Source organism: Deinococcus frigens DSM 12807 (assembly GCF_000701425.1).
GTDB lineage: Bacteria > Deinococcota > Deinococci > Deinococcales > Deinococcaceae > Deinococcus > Deinococcus frigens.
In genome coordinates this window covers 1-17,709 of record NZ_JNIW01000040.1, presented here as the reverse complement: position 1 = coordinate 17,709, position 17,709 = coordinate 1, and the positions used below count along the sequence as shown (strand labels likewise).

At 65.6% G+C, this 17,709-nt stretch carries 15 protein-coding genes, 1 rRNA gene and 1 pseudogene; 11 read left to right on the top strand and 6 right to left on the bottom strand.

The window, feature by feature from the left end:
- Positions 1-113 precede the first annotated feature (113 nt).
- The gene (locus Q322_RS0113450) at positions 114-764 is read left to right on the top strand and encodes a trimeric intracellular cation channel family protein (protein WP_029478428.1); all 651 of its coding nucleotides are present in this window, start codon (positions 114-116) and stop codon (positions 762-764) included.
- A gap of 67 nt (positions 765-831) precedes the next feature.
- On the opposite strand, the gene Q322_RS0113445 is transcribed toward Q322_RS0113450, so the two are convergent.
- Together Q322_RS0113445 and Q322_RS21815 are read right to left on the bottom strand one after the other, a co-directional pair.
- Positions 832-2,943, bottom strand: coding sequence for a heavy metal translocating P-type ATPase (locus Q322_RS0113445; RefSeq protein WP_084147991.1), 2,112 nt, complete (start codon positions 2,941-2,943; stop codon positions 832-834).
- A 6-nt stretch (positions 2,944-2,949) separates the two neighbouring features.
- Positions 2,950-3,468 (bottom strand): DUF6110 family protein, encoded by a 519-nt coding sequence (locus tag Q322_RS21815; RefSeq protein ID WP_051668568.1) that lies wholly within the window; start codon positions 3,466-3,468, stop codon positions 2,950-2,952.
- Positions 3,469-3,597: 129 nt separating this feature from the next.
- Between Q322_RS21815 and Q322_RS0113435 the strand changes: the two genes are divergently transcribed.
- The 9 genes and pseudogenes from Q322_RS0113435 to Q322_RS0113395 all read left to right on the top strand — a co-directional run bounded on the left by Q322_RS0113435 (position 3,598) and on the right by Q322_RS0113395 (position 13,174).
- A complete protein-coding gene (locus Q322_RS0113435; protein ID WP_029478425.1) occupies positions 3,598-4,935 on the top strand; it encodes a deoxyribodipyrimidine photo-lyase in 1,338 nt (445 codons plus the stop codon).
- Positions 4,936-5,363: 428 nt separating this feature from the next.
- The gene (gene wbaP / locus Q322_RS0113430; RefSeq protein ID WP_084147990.1) at positions 5,364-6,869 is read left to right on the top strand and encodes an undecaprenyl-phosphate galactose phosphotransferase WbaP; all 1,506 of its coding nucleotides are present in this window, start codon (positions 5,364-5,366) and stop codon (positions 6,867-6,869) included.
- A gap of 16 nt (positions 6,870-6,885) precedes the next feature.
- Positions 6,886-8,061 (top strand): glycosyltransferase, encoded by a 1,176-nt coding sequence (locus Q322_RS0113425; RefSeq protein ID WP_245593255.1) that lies wholly within the window; start codon positions 6,886-6,888, stop codon positions 8,059-8,061.
- 8 nt (positions 8,062-8,069) lie between these two features.
- Complete coding sequence (locus Q322_RS0113420) at positions 8,070-9,290, top strand: glycosyltransferase family 4 protein (RefSeq protein ID WP_051668573.1); 1,221 nt, start codon at positions 8,070-8,072, stop codon at positions 9,288-9,290.
- Positions 9,291-9,436: 146 nt separating this feature from the next.
- Positions 9,437-9,940 (top strand): 2-C-methyl-D-erythritol 2,4-cyclodiphosphate synthase, encoded by a 504-nt coding sequence (gene ispF / locus Q322_RS0113415; RefSeq protein WP_051668564.1) that lies wholly within the window; start codon positions 9,437-9,439, stop codon positions 9,938-9,940.
- A gap of 11 nt (positions 9,941-9,951) precedes the next feature.
- The gene (locus tag Q322_RS0113410) at positions 9,952-10,398 is read left to right on the top strand and encodes a tRNA (cytidine(34)-2'-O)-methyltransferase (protein ID WP_051668571.1); all 447 of its coding nucleotides are present in this window, start codon (positions 9,952-9,954) and stop codon (positions 10,396-10,398) included.
- Positions 10,399-10,706: 308 nt separating this feature from the next.
- Positions 10,707-11,963 carry an aminopeptidase gene (locus Q322_RS0113405; RefSeq protein WP_029478419.1) on the top strand — a complete coding sequence of 419 codons (1,257 nt, stop codon included), beginning with the start codon at positions 10,707-10,709 and terminating at the stop codon, positions 11,961-11,963.
- 369 nt (positions 11,964-12,332) lie between these two features.
- Positions 12,333-12,529: pseudogene (locus Q322_RS22545) on the top strand (helix-turn-helix transcriptional regulator).
- Between the two features lie 75 nt (positions 12,530-12,604).
- Entirely contained in the window at positions 12,605-13,174 is a 570-nt protein-coding gene (locus Q322_RS0113395) for a peptidylprolyl isomerase (protein WP_162176617.1), read from the top strand.
- 57 nt (positions 13,175-13,231) lie between these two features.
- On the opposite strand, the gene Q322_RS0113390 is transcribed toward Q322_RS0113395, so the two are convergent.
- The 4 genes from Q322_RS0113390 to prfB form a co-directional block, all read right to left on the bottom strand.
- Complete coding sequence (locus tag Q322_RS0113390; protein ID WP_051668562.1) at positions 13,232-13,966, bottom strand: cytochrome c biogenesis CcdA family protein; 735 nt, start codon at positions 13,964-13,966, stop codon at positions 13,232-13,234.
- Between the two features lies 1 nt (position 13,967).
- Positions 13,968-14,381, bottom strand: coding sequence for a thioredoxin family protein (locus Q322_RS0113385; RefSeq protein ID WP_051668560.1), 414 nt, complete (start codon positions 14,379-14,381; stop codon positions 13,968-13,970).
- Positions 14,382-14,608: 227 nt separating this feature from the next.
- Positions 14,609-15,595 (bottom strand): serine/threonine-protein kinase, encoded by a 987-nt coding sequence (locus tag Q322_RS0113380; RefSeq protein WP_029478415.1) that lies wholly within the window; start codon positions 15,593-15,595, stop codon positions 14,609-14,611.
- 285 nt (positions 15,596-15,880) lie between these two features.
- Positions 15,881-16,976, bottom strand: a protein-coding gene (prfB, locus tag Q322_RS0113375) for a peptide chain release factor 2 (protein WP_156953049.1) whose coding sequence is annotated in 2 segments (ribosomal slippage) — positions 15,881-16,930 and positions 16,932-16,976 — 1,095 coding nt in all. Because the reading frame shifts where the segments join, the coding sequence is not laid out codon by codon here.
- Between the two features lie 597 nt (positions 16,977-17,573).
- Here prfB and Q322_RS0113370 point away from each other — a divergent pair.
- Positions 17,574-17,709, top strand: a 16S ribosomal RNA gene (locus Q322_RS0113370); the annotation flags it as partial.

The window sequence follows — 17,709 nt, the reverse complement described above, 5'->3', positions numbered from 1 at the left end:
ACACGCCCCCTTGCTTTTCCCATGAGCCGGGGCTGAGGAGGGGAGAATGCCCTGATGACGCCGCACCGTCAGATCAGCCCGCGCCGCAGGTCCGTCCCTGTACAGTACGCGGCGTGCATGAACTGCTGCCTGCGCCCGTCACCCTGCAAGCCGGGCTGCACGGGCTGGACCTGATCGGGGTGCTGGCCTTCGCGCTGTCCGGGGCACTCCTGGGCGTCCGCAAACGCTTTGACCTGTTTGGGGTGCTGGTGCTGGGCTGCGTGACGGCGGTGGGCGGCGGCGCGATCCGCGACACCCTGACCGGGCAGACGCCGCCGCTGTTTTTACGCGATGAATCCTACCTGTACGCCGCGCTGCTGGGTTCGGTGCTGGCCTTCGGCTTCGGCGAGCGCCTGGCCCGTTTCGAGCGCGCCATCAGCCTGTTCGACTCGGCGGGGCTGGCGCTGTTCGCCGCGAGCGGGGCGCTGGGGGCCATCAACTTTGGGCTGGGGCCGCTGGGCGTGGTCTTCACCGGGGCGATCAGCGGCGTGGGCGGCAGCATCATCCGTGACCTGATCGCCAACGAGGTGCCGGAGGTGATGTACCGCCGCGATCAGCTCTATGCCACGGCAGCGGCGGCGGGCGCGTTCGTGGTGCTGGCGCTGCACCCCCACGTCACGCCGTTTGGATCGCAATTGGGCGGCGTGCTGACCGTGATCGCCCTGCGCTGGATCTCGCGCCGGGGCTGGGTCAGGCTGCCGGTGCGGCGGCTGCCGGAAGGATGAGGTACAACACAGGAAGGGGAGGCGTTCACTGCCTCCCCTTCCTGGTTGAAATCCCTGCTCAAGTAGTTCAGGACGCTGGCAGAGACTCTCCTGCATTCGGCAGCGCATCCCGCTCCACCGCAAGGTCACCCAGGCTGTACAGCGAGAAGCCGATGGTGGAGGCATTGTGCAGCAGGGCCAGCAGGTTGCCGGGCAGCACGTTGAATAGCCCCAGCGCCAGCAGCCCGCCGTTCACGCCGATGATTCCGGTGTACAGGCCGTTTAGCCGCCGCTCCAGCCCCCGGCTCATGTGGCCCAACTCGGTCAGCGCGCCCAGATCGTTGGACAGGATCACCACGTCGGCCACCTGCTGCGCCAGATCGGCGGATTCGGCCATCACCACGGCGATATCGGCGGCGTACAGGGCGGCGCTGTCGTTGATGCCGTCGCCCACCATGACCACCCGGCGGCCCAGTTGCTGCTGTTGTTGCACGAACAGGTGTTTATCTTCGGGGAAGACCTCAGCATGCACTTCCTCGATGCCCAGTTCGGCGGCCAGTTCCCCGGCACGGGCCTGCTGATCCCCCGTCAGCATCACTAGATGCTTGCCCTGCGCCCGCAACGTGTCCATGACCTGCCGGGCATTCGGGCGCAGCGGCGCATCAATGCAGAACACACCCGCCAACTGCTGATCGATGCTGAAGTACAGCAGGTTGTACCGCTGGGCCTGCTCGGCGATGACCGCCTCCTGCTCCGCTGTGATCGGCACACCCTCGTCCTCGATCACGAAATGGCGGCTGCCGATCACGGTGCGCTTGCCGTCGATCTCGGACTGGATGCCGTGCGACACGATGTAAGTCAGTTCGCCGTGCATCTCGTCGTGCGGGATGTTCTCGCGCTCGGCCTGCTCCACCACCGCGTGGCCGATGGGGTGGTAATAGTGTTCTTCCAGGCACGCCGCGTAACTGATGACCTCCTGACGCGAGAAGCCGCCGAAGGTCAGCACGTCCATCACCAGCGGGCGCGTGGTGGTCAGCGTGCCGGTCTTGTCGAAGACGAAGGTGTCCATCTGCGCGAATTCCTCGACGAAGCGCCCGCCCTTGATGAGAACCTGCTGATCGCCCATCTGCCGCATGGCGGTCATCACCACGATGGGTGTGGAAATCTTGAGGACGCACGAGATATCCACCAACAGGAACAGCAGCGCCTGGGTCACGCTGCGGGTCAGGGCATAGGTGATGGCGGCCCCCAGAAAGTTGTAGGCCACCAGCGCGTCGGCGCGGGTCTGGTTGATGCGCTGGCGCGGGGACTGGAAATCCTCACCCTCGGTCATCAGGCGCACGATCTGGCTGATGCGGCTCTCGGTGGCGAGGCTGGTGACGCGCAGGATCAGTTCGCCATTTTCCACCACGGTGCTGGCGTACACGGCGTCGCCCACCGTCTTGGACACCGCCAGCGGCTCGCCCGTCAGGGTGGATTCGTTGACCATCCCGCGCCCACGCAGCACCTCGCCGTCCAGTGGAATGGCCCGGCCCGACGTGACACTGACGTGGTCTCCCACCTGCACGTCCGCGATGTCCGTTTCTTTCAGCCCGCCGCCCTCGGTGATGACCCAGGCGCTGTGGCTGAGGAACGACAGGCTGCCCTCCAGTCGCTCTCGCGAACGGGTTTCCACCCACCCCTCCAGATCCTCGCCCAGATTCAGCAGGAAGATAATGGAGGACGCGGTGGAGAAGTCGCCCATCAGTTGCGAGACGACAATGGCGGTGGCGTCCAGTACCTCCACGGTCAGGCGGCGCTGACGCAGGGCGCGCAGGGCGGGAGGAATGAAGGCCAACGATTTGATCAACGTGATCGGGGCGCGCACGGCAGGCGGCAGCAGCGTGTGCGTCAGCGCCCGGCGCAGCGCCGCCTCATAGAACACATCGAACAGTTCGCGTTCTTCCGGCGCGATGCCGATGTCGCTGGAATCCTGGCAGAGGTCCAGCACTTTCAGGCATTGCAGGGCGTTCAGGAGTGCGGCGCGCGGCCCACTGTGTTCGAGGACCAGACCGCTACCGTACTTGTAAACCGTGACTTGCGTGACGCCGCGCAGATCCAGCAACCGCTCACGCAACACTTTGCGGGCTGCCGGGCCAAAGGGGTACTCCGACGAAACTCTTAAACGGCCCGGCCCGCTATGTTCAACCCTAAAGCGCACGCAGGCTCACTGGCTGTCGGTGTCCTTGGCGTCTTTCTTTTTGCTGGCCTGGGCGGTCTTCTTCGGCTGCACGGCCTCTTCTTCTACCAGCTCGGCGTCCACGAAATCGGGGGCGTTGTCCTTACCGTCTCCGCTCACATCGGCGCGGCTTAGATCGGCATAGTCACGGCTTTTCTGCTCGCTGCGGTCCTTCTCGTAGATGTCGCGGGCGTCAGCCATCACATCGTCGTAGGAGGCGCGCACGCCCTCGACGGACGTGTCCAGGGTGTCCTTGACCTTCATGCCCCCGGCGATCAGATGGGCATAGAGCTTTTTAGCGTCGCGGCTGCCCAGCAGCTTGAGACCCACCGTCCCGACGAGCAGGCCACCCAGAAAGCTGCGGGTGGTGGGGGCCATCTGGAATTGGGGAGCGCGGCGACGCTGCCCCGCGCCCCCGCCGTAGGCCGCACCCGCATTCCCACCGTCTGGCAGGGCAATCTTGATTTCGGGCAACTCGACTTTGATTTTTTGCTCGTGATCCGACATGGGTTCCTCCGTTTAGGTGGGCCTAACATACCTCTCCTTCCCGTGTTGGCAGGGTTCTGTTCTATAGACTACCCTCATCTGCCGTCCCGCCCACCGTTTCGCCGCGCCCGCCGCGCTAGAAAACTGTGCATGATTCATGATTCGCGTATCCAGCCGCTGCGGTCCGGCCCCCCTGCAAAGGGCAAATTTGTGTTGCTGTGGGTCCAGGCCAGCGCGCGGACCCGCGACAACCACGCGCTGGAATACGCCGTGCGCCAGGCCAATGAACTGGGGTTGCCGCTGGTGGCCGTCTTTGGCCTGACCCCCGACTACCCGGAGGCCAACGCCCGGCATTTTCAGTACCTGCTCGAAGGCCTGCGGGACCTGCGCGCGAACCTGACGGCGCGCGGTATCCCGCTGTCCATCCGTCTGGGCAAGCCGCCCGAAATTGCGCTGGAGGCGGCGCGCGAGGGTGCGGCCCTGGTCGTGACCGACGTGGGTTACCTGAACATTCAGCGGGCCTGGCGCGACTGGCTCAAGGCCCAGCTAGAGGTTCCCTTCGTCCAGGTGGAATCTGAGGCGGTGATTCCCATCCATACCGTTAGCGGCAAGCTGGAATACGCCGCGCGGACCATTCGCCCGAAGGTGCACCGGCTGTGGCAGGACTACCTCGTGCCGCTCGAAGAACACGAATTGAGGGCGCAGACCGGCGACTGGGAGGCGGGGCTGGATGTGGGTGATCCGGTGGGATTGGTGAAAACACTCCCCGTGGATCACGGCGTTTCCCCCGGCACGGAAACCGGCGGCGAGGACGCGGCGCTGGAGCGGGTAGAGGAGTTCATCAGCATCGATCTGGCGCGCTACGACACCCGGCGCAACGATCCCAATGTGGAGGGCAGCAGCCGCCTCAGCGCGTACCTGCACTACGGGCACCTGTCGCCGCTGACCGTCGCCCTGGTGGCCCGCGAACATGGCGGCCCCGGCGCGGACGCCCTGATCGAGGAGCTGATCGTGCGCCGCGAGCTGAGCTTCAACCTCTGCACCTTCAACCCGCTATATGACCAGTACGACGGCCTGCCTGGGTGGGCGCGCAAAACGCTGGAGGAACATGCCGGGGACCGCCGCGAATCCCTGTACACCCGGCAGGAGTTCGACGCCGCGCAGACCCACGACGCGTACTGGAACGCCGCGCAAAGGCAGATGGTCCAGACCGGGCGCATGCACAACTACATGCGGATGTACTGGGGCAAGAAGATAGTGGAATGGACGCCGGACCCGCGCGCGGCCTACGCCGAGATGCTGTGGCTGAACAACCGCTACGAGCAGGATGGGCGCGATCCCAACAGTTACGCGGGCCTGGGCTGGGTGCTGGGCCTGCATGACCGCCCGTGGGCGCGTCGCCCGGTGTTCGGCATGGTGCGCTACATGAACGCGGGGGGACTGAAACGCAAATTCGACGCGGACGCTTACGCGGCGCGCTGGGCGTGATCGGGGGCCTGCTGCCCTCCCGACACAACATTCTTTGCCTGATGTTTGTGGCCTGATCTCCTGCCAGACGCTTAGTGGTTTTACGATCGGTTAACGAGACCGGCGTCATGCTAACGGGGTGACAGCGGGGAGACGGAATGACTGATTCCAGAACCACCTGCCGTGCAGGCCTTACCTCTCCCCTCCCAAGCCCCCCTCTCCCCGCGCCGCCTTGTTCAGCCAGCGATCCGCCAGATTCAGAAGAAATGATGGGTTGGCCCCATGTGAGAATTCACTCCTTAGGCTGAAATGGCGACCGAGATCAAGCCGTTCAGATCCAAACTGCTCCTGCTGCGCTTGAACTCCCGTCTCCTTTTTCAGTGTTCTGTTTGTCTTCCTTCCCCGTGCTTTCCATATCGCGGCAGGCCCGTTCCCGCAGGAGTTCCTCTATGCAAGCACTTCGCACCACATCTTCCACTCTCCCCAGGCAAGTCAGCCGTGGGGCCGTGCGCTTGATGCTGACCCGGCGGCTGCTGAACGCGGCGGCGCTGGCCTGCGGCGATCTGCTGGCCCTGACCCTGGCGCTGATGCTGGCCTCGGGGCTGCGAGCGGCGCTGCTGGGCAACGTTCCCGACGGCCCCTGGCTGGCCGGAGGCTGGTTTGCCGGAGACGGCACAGTGCCGGGCCTGATTCCCTTCCTGTGGGCAGCCTGGGTGGTGGGGGCGGCCTTCTTCCGGCTGCTGCCGGGCTGGGGCCTGGCTGCGCCCACCGAACTCCAGCGCCTGACCCAGTTGACCGCGCTGGTCTTTGCCGCCGTGACTGGCGTGCTGTTCATGACCCAGCAGACCGACACGGTCAGCCGCTTCTCGCTGACATCGGGCCTGATCCTGAGCTGGGGGCTGGTGCTGATCGTGCGGGCGCTGGTCAAGCGCGCGCTGCTGAATGCAGGCCTGTGGGGCGTGCCCGCCGTGATCTACGGAGCCGCCGTGACCGGCACGCTGATGGTGCAGGCGCTGCGCGAGAACCCGACCTACGGGTATCAGCCCAGCGCCATTCTGGACGACAACGAACTGCTGCACGGCAGCGCCGTGCTGGGCGTGCCGGTGGTGGGGCCGGTGGACCGCCTGCCCCACCCCTGGGACCAGCAGGCCCCGGTGGCCATCGTGGCCATGCCGGGTCTGGACCGCGAGCGGCTGGTGCAGCTTCTGGAAGGGCCGTTGGCGCACTACCCCAGGGTCATCATCGTGCCCGATCTGTTCGAGGTCGAGTCGCTGTGGGTCACGGCCAACGACTTCGGCGGCGTGCTGGGCCTGGAGGTGGCGCGCAACCTGGTCGATCCGCTGGCCCAGGGGGTCAAGCGGGCCTTTGATCTGCTGGCGGTGCTGCTGAGCGCGCCAGTGTGGCTGCCGGTGTGCGCGCTGCTGGCCGCCCTGATCTGGTTCGAGGACCGCGCCAACCCGCTGTTCCTGCAACGGCGCGTGGGCCAGAACGGTCAGACCTTCGCCACCTGGAAATTCAGGACCATGCTGCCCGACGCAGAAGAAGTGCTGCGCCGCAGGCTGGAGCAGGACCCCGAACTGCGCCTGGAATGGGAAACGCACTTCAAGCTGCGCCGCGATCCCCGCATCACGCGCATCGGCGGGCTGCTGCGCAAGACCAGCCTGGATGAGCTGCCCCAGCTTGTGAATGTGCTGCTGGGCCACATGTCGCTGGTGGGACCACGCCCGCTGCCCGCCTACCACCAGGATCAACTGTCGGCCCCGGCCCAGCGCCTGCGCGTGCTGGTGCGCCCCGGCATGACCGGGCTGTGGCAGGTCTCGGGCCGCTCGGAGGCGGGCAACCTGGGCATGGAACGCTGGGACCCGTACTACGTGCGCAACTGGTCGATCTGGCTGGACCTGGTCATCCTGATGCGGACCGTGGGCGTGGTGCTGCGGGGTTCGGGAGCGTACTAAGGATAGGATGGGCTCTGTGAGTCATCCCGCCCATCCCCGCGTCTTGCAGGTCATCTCCCATCTGGATATGGGCGGGGCCGAGAATGTGGCGATCTCGCTGGCCGAGGCGCTGCATTCCGAATTTAACTTCTCTTTTTTCGGGGTGGGCGGCGTGGCCGATAACCCGGTGGGTCAGGAGATGGCCCGGCGGCTGGAGCGGCTGGCGATCCCGGTCCACGGCGGCACGGCCATGGGCTTCAAGCGCGGCGGGCTGGTGCAGGCAGGCGTGCGTCTGAACCGCCTGATCTGGAACACCCGGCCCGAGGTGGTCCACCTGCACACCGAGATCCCCGAGACGACCTTCGCCGTGGCCTCGCTGCTGGGGCTGCCCGGCGACACGCGGGTTGTACGTACGGTCCACAACTCCGAGATCTGGCCCGCCTGGCAGCGAATCGGTCGGCTGGTCGAACCCCGGCTGCGCCGCGCCGAGGTGGTGGGAGTCTCGGAAGCGTGTCTGGACGGGCTGTGGGAATTTCAGGCAGAACAGCGGTTGCCGCCTACCCCGGAGGGCCATACGCGAGTCATCTACAACGGGGTTTCGACGGGGAACAGCGAAACGTCCAGGGCGGGTCTCGGCGCGGCAGACCGCCCGGTCCGGGTGCTGGTCGCGGGCCGTCTGGAGCCGCAAAAGGGGGTGGATCTGCTGCCAGACCTGCTGACGGCGGCCTCGGCGCTGACCACCCGCCCGGTGGAGGTCACCATCCTGGGGCGTGGCTCGCTGGAAGGCATGCTCCGGCAGTGGGTCCAGACCCAGACCCTGCCGTGGACGGTCACGCTGGCCGCGCCGGTCGCCAATCTGGCCGAACATTTGGGGGAGTACGACGTGATGCTGGTGCCCTCGCGCTTCGAGGGGCTGTGCCTGGTGGCCATTGAGGCGCTGATGGCCGGAATGCCGGTGGTCGCCACGCGGGCGCGCGGCCTGAATGAGATTTTCCCCCCCGGTTACCCGCTGCTGTGTGATCTGGAGGACGTGCCGGGGCTGGCCCGCACGCTGGCGGACGCCGTACAAGAGTATGACCACTACGCCGCTGTCGTGGCCCGTCAGCGGGCGGGCATCGTCGAGCGCTTCAATCTGGCGGGCATGGCGCGGGGGTACCGCTGCTGTTACCGCGCCCTGCTGCAAGCGGCCCGGCAGGGTGGCCCGCAGGGATGACCGGGGGCGTGAAAGTACTGGTGGTTCACAATTTCTACCAGCAGGCGGGCGGTGAGGACAGTGTGTTCCGCGCCGAGACGGCGCTGCTGGAGCAGCACGGCCACGACGTGCGGACCTTTACGGTCAGCAACGACCTGATCGCCCAGACCCCGCGCCTCCAGGCGGCGGCCCAGACCCTCTGGAACCGCCAGATGGCGCGCGAGATCGAGGGGCAGGTCCGCGAACATGGCTCTGAGATCGTGCATTTTCACAACACTTTTCCGATTCTGTCGCCTGCCGTGTACGCCGGGGCGCACTCGGCTGGGGCCGCCGTGGTCCAGACCCTGCACAACTACCGCCTGATGTGCGCCAACGGCCTGTTCTTCCGCGGCGGCCACGTTTGCGAGGATTGTCTGGGCAAGTTGCCCCTGCCCGCCATACAGCACAGTTGCTACCGGGGCAGCCGCAGTGCGTCGGCGGTGGTGGCAGCCATGCAGACGGTTCACCGCGCCGCAGGCACGTACCGCAACGGCGTGGACGCCTACATCGCGCTGACCGAATTTGCCCGCGATAAGTTCATCGCCGGGGGGCTGCCCGCCGAGCGCATCGCGGTCAAGCCCAATTTTCTGGAAGGCAGCCCCGGACCCGGCGCGGGAGACGGCGGCTACGCGCTGTTCGTGGGGCGGCTGTCGCCGGAAAAAGGGCTGGACACCCTGCTGCGTGCCTGGGCGGAACTGGGCGGGACCATTCCCCTCAAGATCCTGGGCGACGGCCCGCTGGCCCCACAGGTGGCGGAGGCTGCCGAGAAGTTGCCCGGCGTGACCTGGCTGGGGCAGCGGGACCGCGCCGGGGTGCTGGAACTGATGCAGGGGGCCGCGTTTCTGGCGCTGCCTTCGGAGTGGTACGAGGGCTTTCCCATGACCCTGGTGGAAGCCTGGGGAGTGGGGCTGCCGGTGCTGGGCAGTGATCTGGGCGCGCTTTCGGCGCTGATCGAACCGGGCCGCACGGGGCTGCTGTTCCGGCCTGGAGACGCGGGCGATCTGGCGGCCCAGGCCCGCTGGCTGTGGGACCACCCGCAGGAGCGCGAGCAGATGCGCAAGCAGGTCTACCAGACCTTCCAGGCGTCCTATACCCCCGAGCGGAATTATGAGCAGTTGATCGCCATTTACGCGGCGGCGCGGGAGCGCTTCAGCCAGGGGCCATCCGGGCCACGGACGGACCAGTCCTCCCCGGTTGGGCGGGAGTTGTGAGGTCTGGTTTCGCTCCGCCTGCCTCTGCAACCGGAGGGGATTGGAACGGAAGTTCCGTCATGCGGTCTGATCAACTGGAAGCCGCGAACATCAACCTGCACCCGCCAATAAACATCTTCTAATCCGCAATCAACTATCTTTTCCACATGGTTTTTCTAGCTGACCCGGCAGGTCCGGTGCTCCGCGTCGGGTACGGCGAGGACGCGCACCGGCTGGCGGCAGGTCACTCGCTGGTTCTGGGCGGCATACCTGTTCCCGACGCCGCCGTGGGAACTGTGGCCCACAGTGACGGCGACGCCGTGCTGCACGCGGTGGCCGACGCGCTGCTCTCGGGGCTGGCGCTGGGTGACATCGGCGACTATTTTCCCGATACCGATCCGCTGTGGGCCGGGTTGGACTCGCGCGCGATCCTGGGGCGGGTGCTGGAACTGGTCCGCGAGCGTGGGTATGCGCCGGTCAATGTGGCCCTGGTGGTGACCCTGGACAAACCCAGGCTGGGGCCGCTGCGCGCCCAGATCGCCAGCAATGTGGCGGCCCTGCTGGGCCTGGGTGAGACGGAGGTCGGCGTCAGCTTCAAGACGTCCGAGGGGCTGGCCCCGGCGCATGTGCAGACGCGGGTCACAGCGCTGCTGGCGCGGATTCAGGGTTGAGTGGGCCGTTGTTGCGCGTCGTCCTGCACGAGCCGGAAAAGGCCGGGAACGTGGGCAACGTGGCGCGCACCTGCGCCGTGCTGGGCGCGGAGCTGCACCTGATCCGCCCCTTCGGTTTCCACCTGCATGACCGCGAGTTCCGGCGGGCGGTGATGGACTATCTGGAGGGTGTGACCCTGCACGAACACGTCAACTGGACTGCCTTTCAGGCTGCACTGGACACGGGCGCGCGGGTCTTCGCCTTTTCCACGCACGCCACCACGCTGCACACGCGGGCGGGTTTCCGGCGCGGCGATTACCTGCTGTTCGGCCCGGAATCGCGCGGTCTGCCGGTGTGGCTCAGGGACGGCCTGACCGCGCTGAAGCTGCCGCAACCTGGTGCGGGCCGTAGCCTGAATCTGGCCGTGGCGGTGGGCGCGGCGGCCTTCGAGGCGGGGCGGCAGATCGAGGACTGGTAGGTCCGAAAGCAAGTATCAGAAGGCTGGTCTCTCTTTGACCGAGCGGGCGGGCAAGCGTCCTTGCAGGCTTCTGTTCCGCCCAAAACAGCGAGCGCGTTTTGCCGAACAGGACGCCGCGCTCGGCGCTGTCTGGGCCGAACATCCCGCCGTAGCGTGACGTGACGGTGAGCATCGTGGCGGTGCTGGTCTTTGGCTGTCTCCCCGCACCTTCATGGTCACGGGCATGGGGGCGCTGGGCATGGGGGCGGCGCGTCCCGGCAAGTGAAGTGGAGGAGGCACCCGCGCCGGGTAGCCCGTAGAGTGGCACTATGTCTTCTTCGTCTTTCACGGATTCTCCCACCGATTTTCAGACTCAGCTTGCCCGCTACGCCGAACTGCTGGTCCGCACCGGCGTCAATCTGCCGCAGGGCGGCAAGGTCAATGTCGGCGGTCCGGTGGAGGCCGCGCCGCTGTTGCGTCTGGTGGTCCGCGCCGCCTACGCCGCCGGGGCCACCGACGTCCGCGTGACCTACCACGATCAACACCTCGATCTGGCCCTTTACGAGGACGGAACGGACGTGGCAGTCGGCTTTGTTGCGGGCTGGCACAGCGCCCAGCGCGAACAGATGGTGGCCGACGGTTACGCGTTTATCAGCGTGGTAGGTGACGATCCGGCGCTCCTGGCGGACGTCGCCCCGACGCGGGTGGCGGCGCGCAGCAAGGCGCTGGCCCGGGCCATGAAGCAGGTCAGCGAGGCCATCGGCGGCTTTCAGGTCAACTGGACCGTGGCCGCCATGGCTACCCCCGCGTGGGCCGCCCGGGTGTATCCCCACCTGCCTGGAGCCGAGGCCGTCGCCCGGCTGTGGACCGACATCTTCAAGGTCACGCGCGCCGACACCCCTGATCCAGTGGCCGCCTGGGACGCACATCTGGCGCAACTGAAGCGCCTGACCACGCTGCTCACAGGAAAGCAGTACCGCGCCCTGCACTTCCGCAGTGACCTCGGCACCGATCTGACGGTGGGCCTGGTCGACAATCACATCTGGCAGGGCGGGGGAGAGGCAGCGAAAAATGGCATCTACGGGGTGCCCAACCTGCCCACCGACGAGGTCTTCACCGCGCCGCACCGGGAGCGGGTGGACGGCGTGGCGGTGGCGTCCAAGGCCCTCAGCGCCCGTGGGCAATTGATCGAGGGCATCCGCGTGCGCTTCGAGAACGGCCACGCGGTAGAGGTCAGCGCCGAGCGGGGCGAGGACACCCTGAAAGCGCTGATCGCCACCGACGACGGCGCGGCCCGGCTGGGCGAGGTGGCGCTGGTGCCCGCCTCCGCTCCCGTGGCGCAGACTGGCACGCTCTTTCTGAACACGCTGTTCGACGAGAACGCGGCCAGTCACATTGCGCTGGGGCGCTGCTATCCCACCAACGTCCAGGGCGGTGAGGACGGAAAAACCCTGCGTGCGGCGGGCGGCAACGACAGCCTGATCCACGTGGACTGGATGATCGGCACGCCGGGGACGGACGTGGACGGCCTCACGGCATCGGGCGAACGCGAGGCGCTGATGCGCGGCGGGGAATGGGTGATCTGAAGGCTACGCGCTGGCTGGCTTCTCGGCAGTGTCCCAGCGCTGGCTCAGCCGTCAGGTACGCCTCAGCCTCGCCTGACCTACTGCACCTGCGATCCGCCTTGTTCTGCCACTGACCGAAGGCGACCTGCTGGTGCTGCGCGCGATGGAAAACCCGCCGCCATCGTCCTGGCCAGCCTCATCGTGCGTGCTGACCTCATGCTGGGCCGTTCGCTCAATGGTTTGGGGTGGAGAGACGACACTTGGGCGTCGGCGTGCGCCCCGGCCCCTGGATCACCCCACAGGCATTGGGATTTATTGCGGGCATGATCGGCTGGAGACCTCATCGCCAGCCACGCTCCGATTCTGTGGCAAGAGGCGCGGCAGCAGGTCATGAAAAACCGCATTAAGGTCCTGCGCGCCGAACACGATCTGACGCAGGCGGAGCTGGCCGACAAATTAGATGTCTCGCGTCAGACCATCAACGCGCTGGAAACGGGCAAGTACGATCCTAGCTGCCGCTGGCGTTCAAGCTGGCGCGGCTGTTCAGGACACAGATCGAGGATATTTTTCTGGACAGTGCAGAGTGAACGGGGCCACAGGATGAGGCGAAGTGAGGGAACCCTTTCCGTCCGCCTCCGGCCTGCCCCGCTACAATGCCCCCCATGTCTGACACCTACACCGCCGATGGATTCACGCAAGTCCCCGAACTGAGCGCCGAGCGCCAGACCAAGTTCTCCAGCGCCCCCGAACTGGGCGACGGCACCGAACCCGGCAAGGAGTACCGCGCCGTGCTGGAAACCAGCAGGGGCCGCCTCGTCGTCGAGCTGTACCCCGACGACGCGCCTGTAACCGTCAACTCTTTCGCGTACCTGCTGCGTCACCACTACTACGACGGCATCAAGTTCCACCGCGTCATCGACGGCTTCATGGCCCAGACCGGCGATCCCACCGGCACCGGCTCCGGCGGCCCTGGCTACAAGTTCGAGGACGAGTTCGGCTCTCCCCACCGCCACAGTGGCAAGGGCGTGTTGAGCATGGCCAACGCTGGACCGGGCACCAATGGCAGCCAGTTCTTCATCACCTTTACGGCCACCCCGCATCTGGACGGCAAGCACACCGTCTTCGGCAAGGTGGTGGAAGGTCTGGACGTGCTGGACAAACTGACCCGCATCCAGCCCGGCATGCCCGGCACCACCGATGTGATCCAGAACGCCTACCTCGTCCAGAAGTAAGCAGCAGGAAAAGGGCGGCCCTAGCATCGTGTTTGCTGGGGCCGCCCTCTTCCTGCTTCACGGCAGCGTCTGTTCCAGTTGCCGCTGCACAGCGGGCGTTTCTTCTAAAAATGTCAGTTGCTGCAACGCGGGCAGATTCTCTACCAGCGCCGTCTGAATCTGGCGGTCCACGCCGAAGACCATGCTCACCGCAAACAGCATCAGGACCACGCCGAAGACCTGCTGGATGCCGCTGAGGCGGTTCATTAAAGCCGGGCGGTGCAGCAGCTTGCGGCCTCCCCACATCACGCCCAGCATCGGGATCGCCACGCCCAGCGCGTAGGTCAGCGTGACGGCGGCGGCGAAGGCCGTGACCTGTCCACTTAATGCCAGCGTCGTGACACTGGCCAGGATCGGGCCGACGCAGGGGGTCCAGACCACGCCCAGCGTGACCCCCACCAGCACACCGCCCAGAAAGCCGTCGCCGCCCTTGCCCGTTCCCTGCGGCATGGCACGCGCCGTCAGCAATTCAAAGCGCAGTTGCAGGGCGGGAACGGCCAGGGTCAACCCAAACAGCAGCAGCAACACCACCGCCCCCCAGCGCAGCGCTTCCACGCTCAGGCCTAGGGCATTCACCAGCGTCGCCAGAAATAGCGTGAGCAGCACGAACGAGCCGATAAACCCGGCGATGATCCCGGGGGGCCGCCCGCGCCCGCCCACCGAGCCGGACAGGAGCACCGGCAGAACAGGCAACACGCAGGGCGAAAGGACGGTCAGCAGGCCGCCCGCAAAGGCCACCAGCAGCAGCAGCATCTCAGTTCTGGGTCTTGCTGATGATGGTGCTGAGCTTGCCGCCCGCCCACTTCTTCAGCGCCTTGCCGCTGCCGTCCACCAGCACGAAACTGTGCTGGTAGGTGATGCCGTACTGCTTTTTCAGGGCCACTTCCTTGTCGTAATCGGTCTTGAAGATCACCACGTCCCCCGGAATTTCGCCCAGATTCTTCACGATATCGGCGTCGGCGGCCTTGCAGTTGGGACACCAGGTGGCGTGGAAGAACAGCACCCGTTTCATGCCTCTGGCGGCGTCGTAGGCGGCTTTGGTGTAGGGCAGATAGTGGACCACCGCCTTGTCGTCCATCATCTTGGGATCGGCGGGTTTGGTCGTGCTGGCTCCGGCGGCGGCGATCAGCACGGCGGCGGCAAGGGCAGAAGTGGGTTTGTAGTTCATGGTGAAACCTCCTGATCCGGGTACGGGACGCGGGGGGCACAAGGTTCAATGCTCGCTTCTGGCCCGCTTCTCCACATTCAGCAGATGCACCTGAAGGGTCATTCGCCTGGCGTTCAATTCCAGAACAGACATGAGAGCGCCGTCCGTTCTTCGACGCCACGCGTAGTCTTTGCTTCTCGTTCCCGTCGGGTTGAAGTGAGGACCTGAGTCGCCATCCGTATCAGCCGTCATTTGCGCCGCTTGAACGGATTCCAGCCCGCGTTGCGCTGCGGTTTCGGCTTGGCCTCGGCCTGGGTTGGGGCACTTCGCGGCTGGGCCGGGCCGTGCCGTCCCACCAGCGTGGCCTGGCCCACATCCTGCGCGGGCTGGGGGGCGGTGGAGTCCTGGTAGACCTCGTCCCGGGGCGTCTCGCCCAGATCGCTGAGCAGCGCGCGGCGGATGGCGTCGGCGTGGGGGCGCTCTCCGGGACGTTTGGCCAGCGCCTGTTCGGCCAGCCGCGAAACGGCCCGCGACACCGCCGGATTCAGGTGGATCAGCGGGGCGGGAAAGCGGGTCATGTGCGAGACCATCAGTTCCTCGTAGGTGCTGCCCTGGTAGGGGCGTTCCCCCGACAGCAGTTCGTACATCAGGATGCCCAGACTGTACACGTCGCTGGCGGCGCTGCTGCTCTCGCCGTGGTAGATCTCCGGGGCCATGTAGTACGGGCTGCCGCTGACCTGTCCGCCCTGCGCCACAAAATAGGTGTTGCCCAGATCGCCCAGCGCCGCCCGGCCCCCCTCATCGACGTAGACGTTGTGCGTCTTGAGGTCCTGATGCACCGCCCCCAGGTGATGCAGGTACGTCAGCGCCGAGGCCAGATCCGCCAGAACCCGCAGGGCGCTGTTCAGCGGCAGGGTCCGCCCCCGAATGCGCGCCAGTTGCTCGTTCAGCGCGCCGTCCGGGTAATAGCGGATTGCCAGAAACGCCCCCGGCCCGAAGGCGGTTCCCACATACCCGTGGATCACATGCGGGTGACGGAATTGCAGGGTCAGCCGGACCTCGTTGCCGAAGCGTTCCGCCGCTTCCTGGTTGTTCAGGGCCTTCAAGTGCGGAATTTTGAGCGCCACCTGCTGCCCGTCCCGGTCCAGCGCCAGCCGCACCAGCGAGGTGTTTCCACGTCCCAGGGTGCGGTGCAGGGTGAAGCCAGCAATGGCGCGGGTGTCAGATTCAGTCATGGATGGGGTGACTTTTGGGCAACGGCTGAAGAAGGGGTTGAAGAGGACCGGTCTGTCCGGGCCTGGACCATCAAAGAAGAGGGCAAATTTGGTTGGAAAGCTGCCGCCATTAAACCATCCCCACCCTGACCAAACCGTGACACTGCCTGCTGCTCCGGCTTCCGGTTCGGAAAAATCCCTTCTGAGACGCTCCTGAAAGCACTCAGATGCTGGCGCAGGCAGCGAGTTAAGGCTCTGTCACGCCGTCGAGGTGACTCGGATTCGGATCGCCGTTCGCTCCCAGCCCTACTCGTCGTCGGCGCTTTCCTCGGCCACGCGTTTGCCCGCCATCCATTCCAGCCCGGCCCACATCAGTTCATCCAGATCGCCGTCCAGCACGTCGTCGGGATTGTGCTTCATGACGGCGGTGCGGTGGTCTTTGATGTACTGCTTGTCCAGCACATAACTGCGAATCTGGCTGCCCCACTCGATCTTCTTCTGCTCGCCGCGCGCCTTGGCTTCCTCGGCCTCGCGCTTCTTGATCTCGATGTCATACAGGCGCTGCTTGAGAATCTGGAGGGCGATGTCGTGGTTCTTGATCTGGCTGCGCGTGACCTGCGAGGCCACCGCGATGCCGGTGGGCAGGTGGGTCAGCCGAACGGCGGAGTCGGTGGTGTTCACGCCCTGTCCCCCCGCGCCCTGTGAGCGGAACACGTCGCGGCGCAGGTCGCTGTCGGGAATGTGGATGTCGATCTCCTCCACCGGCACCTCGGCCACCACGTCCACCGAGGCAAACGAGGTATGGCGGCGGTTGTTGCTGTCGAAGGGCGACACGCGCACCAGCCGATGGACGCCGTGTTCCGGGGCCATCATTCCGTAGGCCTTGTCGCCCCGGATGATGAACTCCGAACTCAGGACCCCAGCCTGATCGCCGTCCTGCTGGTCCACCAGTTCCACCTTGTAGCCCCGGCGCTCGCCCCAGCGCATGAACATTCGCGAGAGCATCCCGGCCCAGTCCTGGGACTCGGTGCCGCCCGCGCCACTTTTGACCCGCACGATGGCCGCTGTGTCGGCGTGCTGCATGGTAAACAGCGTTTCTTTGTACAGCTCGTCCACCCGCGCGGCAATGCTCGTCTGTTCCTCGGCCAGCAGCTCGCGTTCCTCGGCGTCGGCCATCTCCAGCATCTCGCTGAGTCCCTGCGTGTCCGAGTTCAGCGCCGTGTACTCGTCGACGATGCGCCGCACGGTTCCCGCTTCCTGCGTGACCTTGCGGGCGCGCTCAGAGTCGTTCCACAGGTCGGGGTCGCTCAATTCGCGGTCCAGTTCGTTCAGGCGGCGCGTTTTGCCGGGAATGTCAAAGGTACTCCCGGAGCGACGCCAGTTTTTCCAACAGTTCTTGCATGTCCTGCATAAGCGTGCCTCCCTTCCGCGCCTTTCCGCTTGGTACGGGGCGCGGGCATCTGCCAAACACAGAGTATAGGCGCACTGGCATAAAGGAGGGGGCGGCGAGTTCCAGTCTCCCTTCTATTTTGGCTATTTTGGAGATGATACCGGGGTCAGGAATCAGAGGCGACGCTGGGGGCCAGAGTGCCGCGCAGGTCCAAGAAATTTCCTGCTTGCAGGTTGAAAAATCCATTCTTGTGCTTCCGCTTTAACCATAAATGGACGGAAACAACATGCGCGGAGACGTGGCTAGCGTCTAGCCAAATCGTGACGTCAAAGGGGTTGACAGGACCCAGGTGGGCGTGTATCTTTTCTGAGCCTCCACGGAGGCGGGCAGCATGACAGATGACGCAGTGCGAGAACAGGACCGCTTCGACAGAGGCGGGTGAGCGGATAGTCCACCCCGGAGTATCTCCAGACTCACGAAGGTGATTTTCGGATCACAGAAGTCTTCGGACTTCAAAAGCAGACCTTTTCCTCTGGAAAAGGCAGCCAAGCGCAAGCTTGGGTCAACGAACTAACATCTGAACTCCTCTGGAGTTCAGTGATAGACCATTTTATGGAGAGTTTGATCCTGGCTCAGGGTGAACGCTGGCGGCGTGCTTAAGACATGCAAGTCGAACGGTGACCTTCGGGTCACAGTGGCGCACGGGTGAGTAGCGCGTGACTGACCTGCCCCAAAGTTCCGAATA

Coding starts and splice junctions, on each gene's coding strand:
- Q322_RS21815 (WP_051668568.1), bottom strand. CDS start 3,468: ATGTCGGATCACGAGCAAAAAATCAAAGTCGAGTTGCCCGAAATCAAG.
- Q322_RS0113435 (WP_029478425.1), top strand. CDS start 3,598: ATGATTCATGATTCGCGTATCCAGCCGCTGCGGTCCGGCCCCCCTGCA.
- wbaP (WP_084147990.1), top strand. CDS start 5,364: ATGCAAGCACTTCGCACCACATCTTCCACTCTCCCCAGGCAAGTCAGC.
- ispF (WP_051668564.1), top strand. CDS start 9,437: ATGGTTTTTCTAGCTGACCCGGCAGGTCCGGTGCTCCGCGTCGGGTAC.
- Q322_RS0113405 (WP_029478419.1), top strand. CDS start 10,707: ATGTCTTCTTCGTCTTTCACGGATTCTCCCACCGATTTTCAGACTCAG.
- Q322_RS0113395 (WP_162176617.1), top strand. CDS start 12,605: ATGTCTGACACCTACACCGCCGATGGATTCACGCAAGTCCCCGAACTG.
- Q322_RS0113390 (WP_051668562.1), bottom strand. CDS start 13,966: ATGCTGCTGCTGCTGGTGGCCTTTGCGGGCGGCCTGCTGACCGTCCTT.
- Q322_RS0113385 (WP_051668560.1), bottom strand. CDS start 14,381: ATGAACTACAAACCCACTTCTGCCCTTGCCGCCGCCGTGCTGATCGCC.
- Q322_RS0113380 (WP_029478415.1), bottom strand. CDS start 15,595: ATGACTGAATCTGACACCCGCGCCATTGCTGGCTTCACCCTGCACCGC.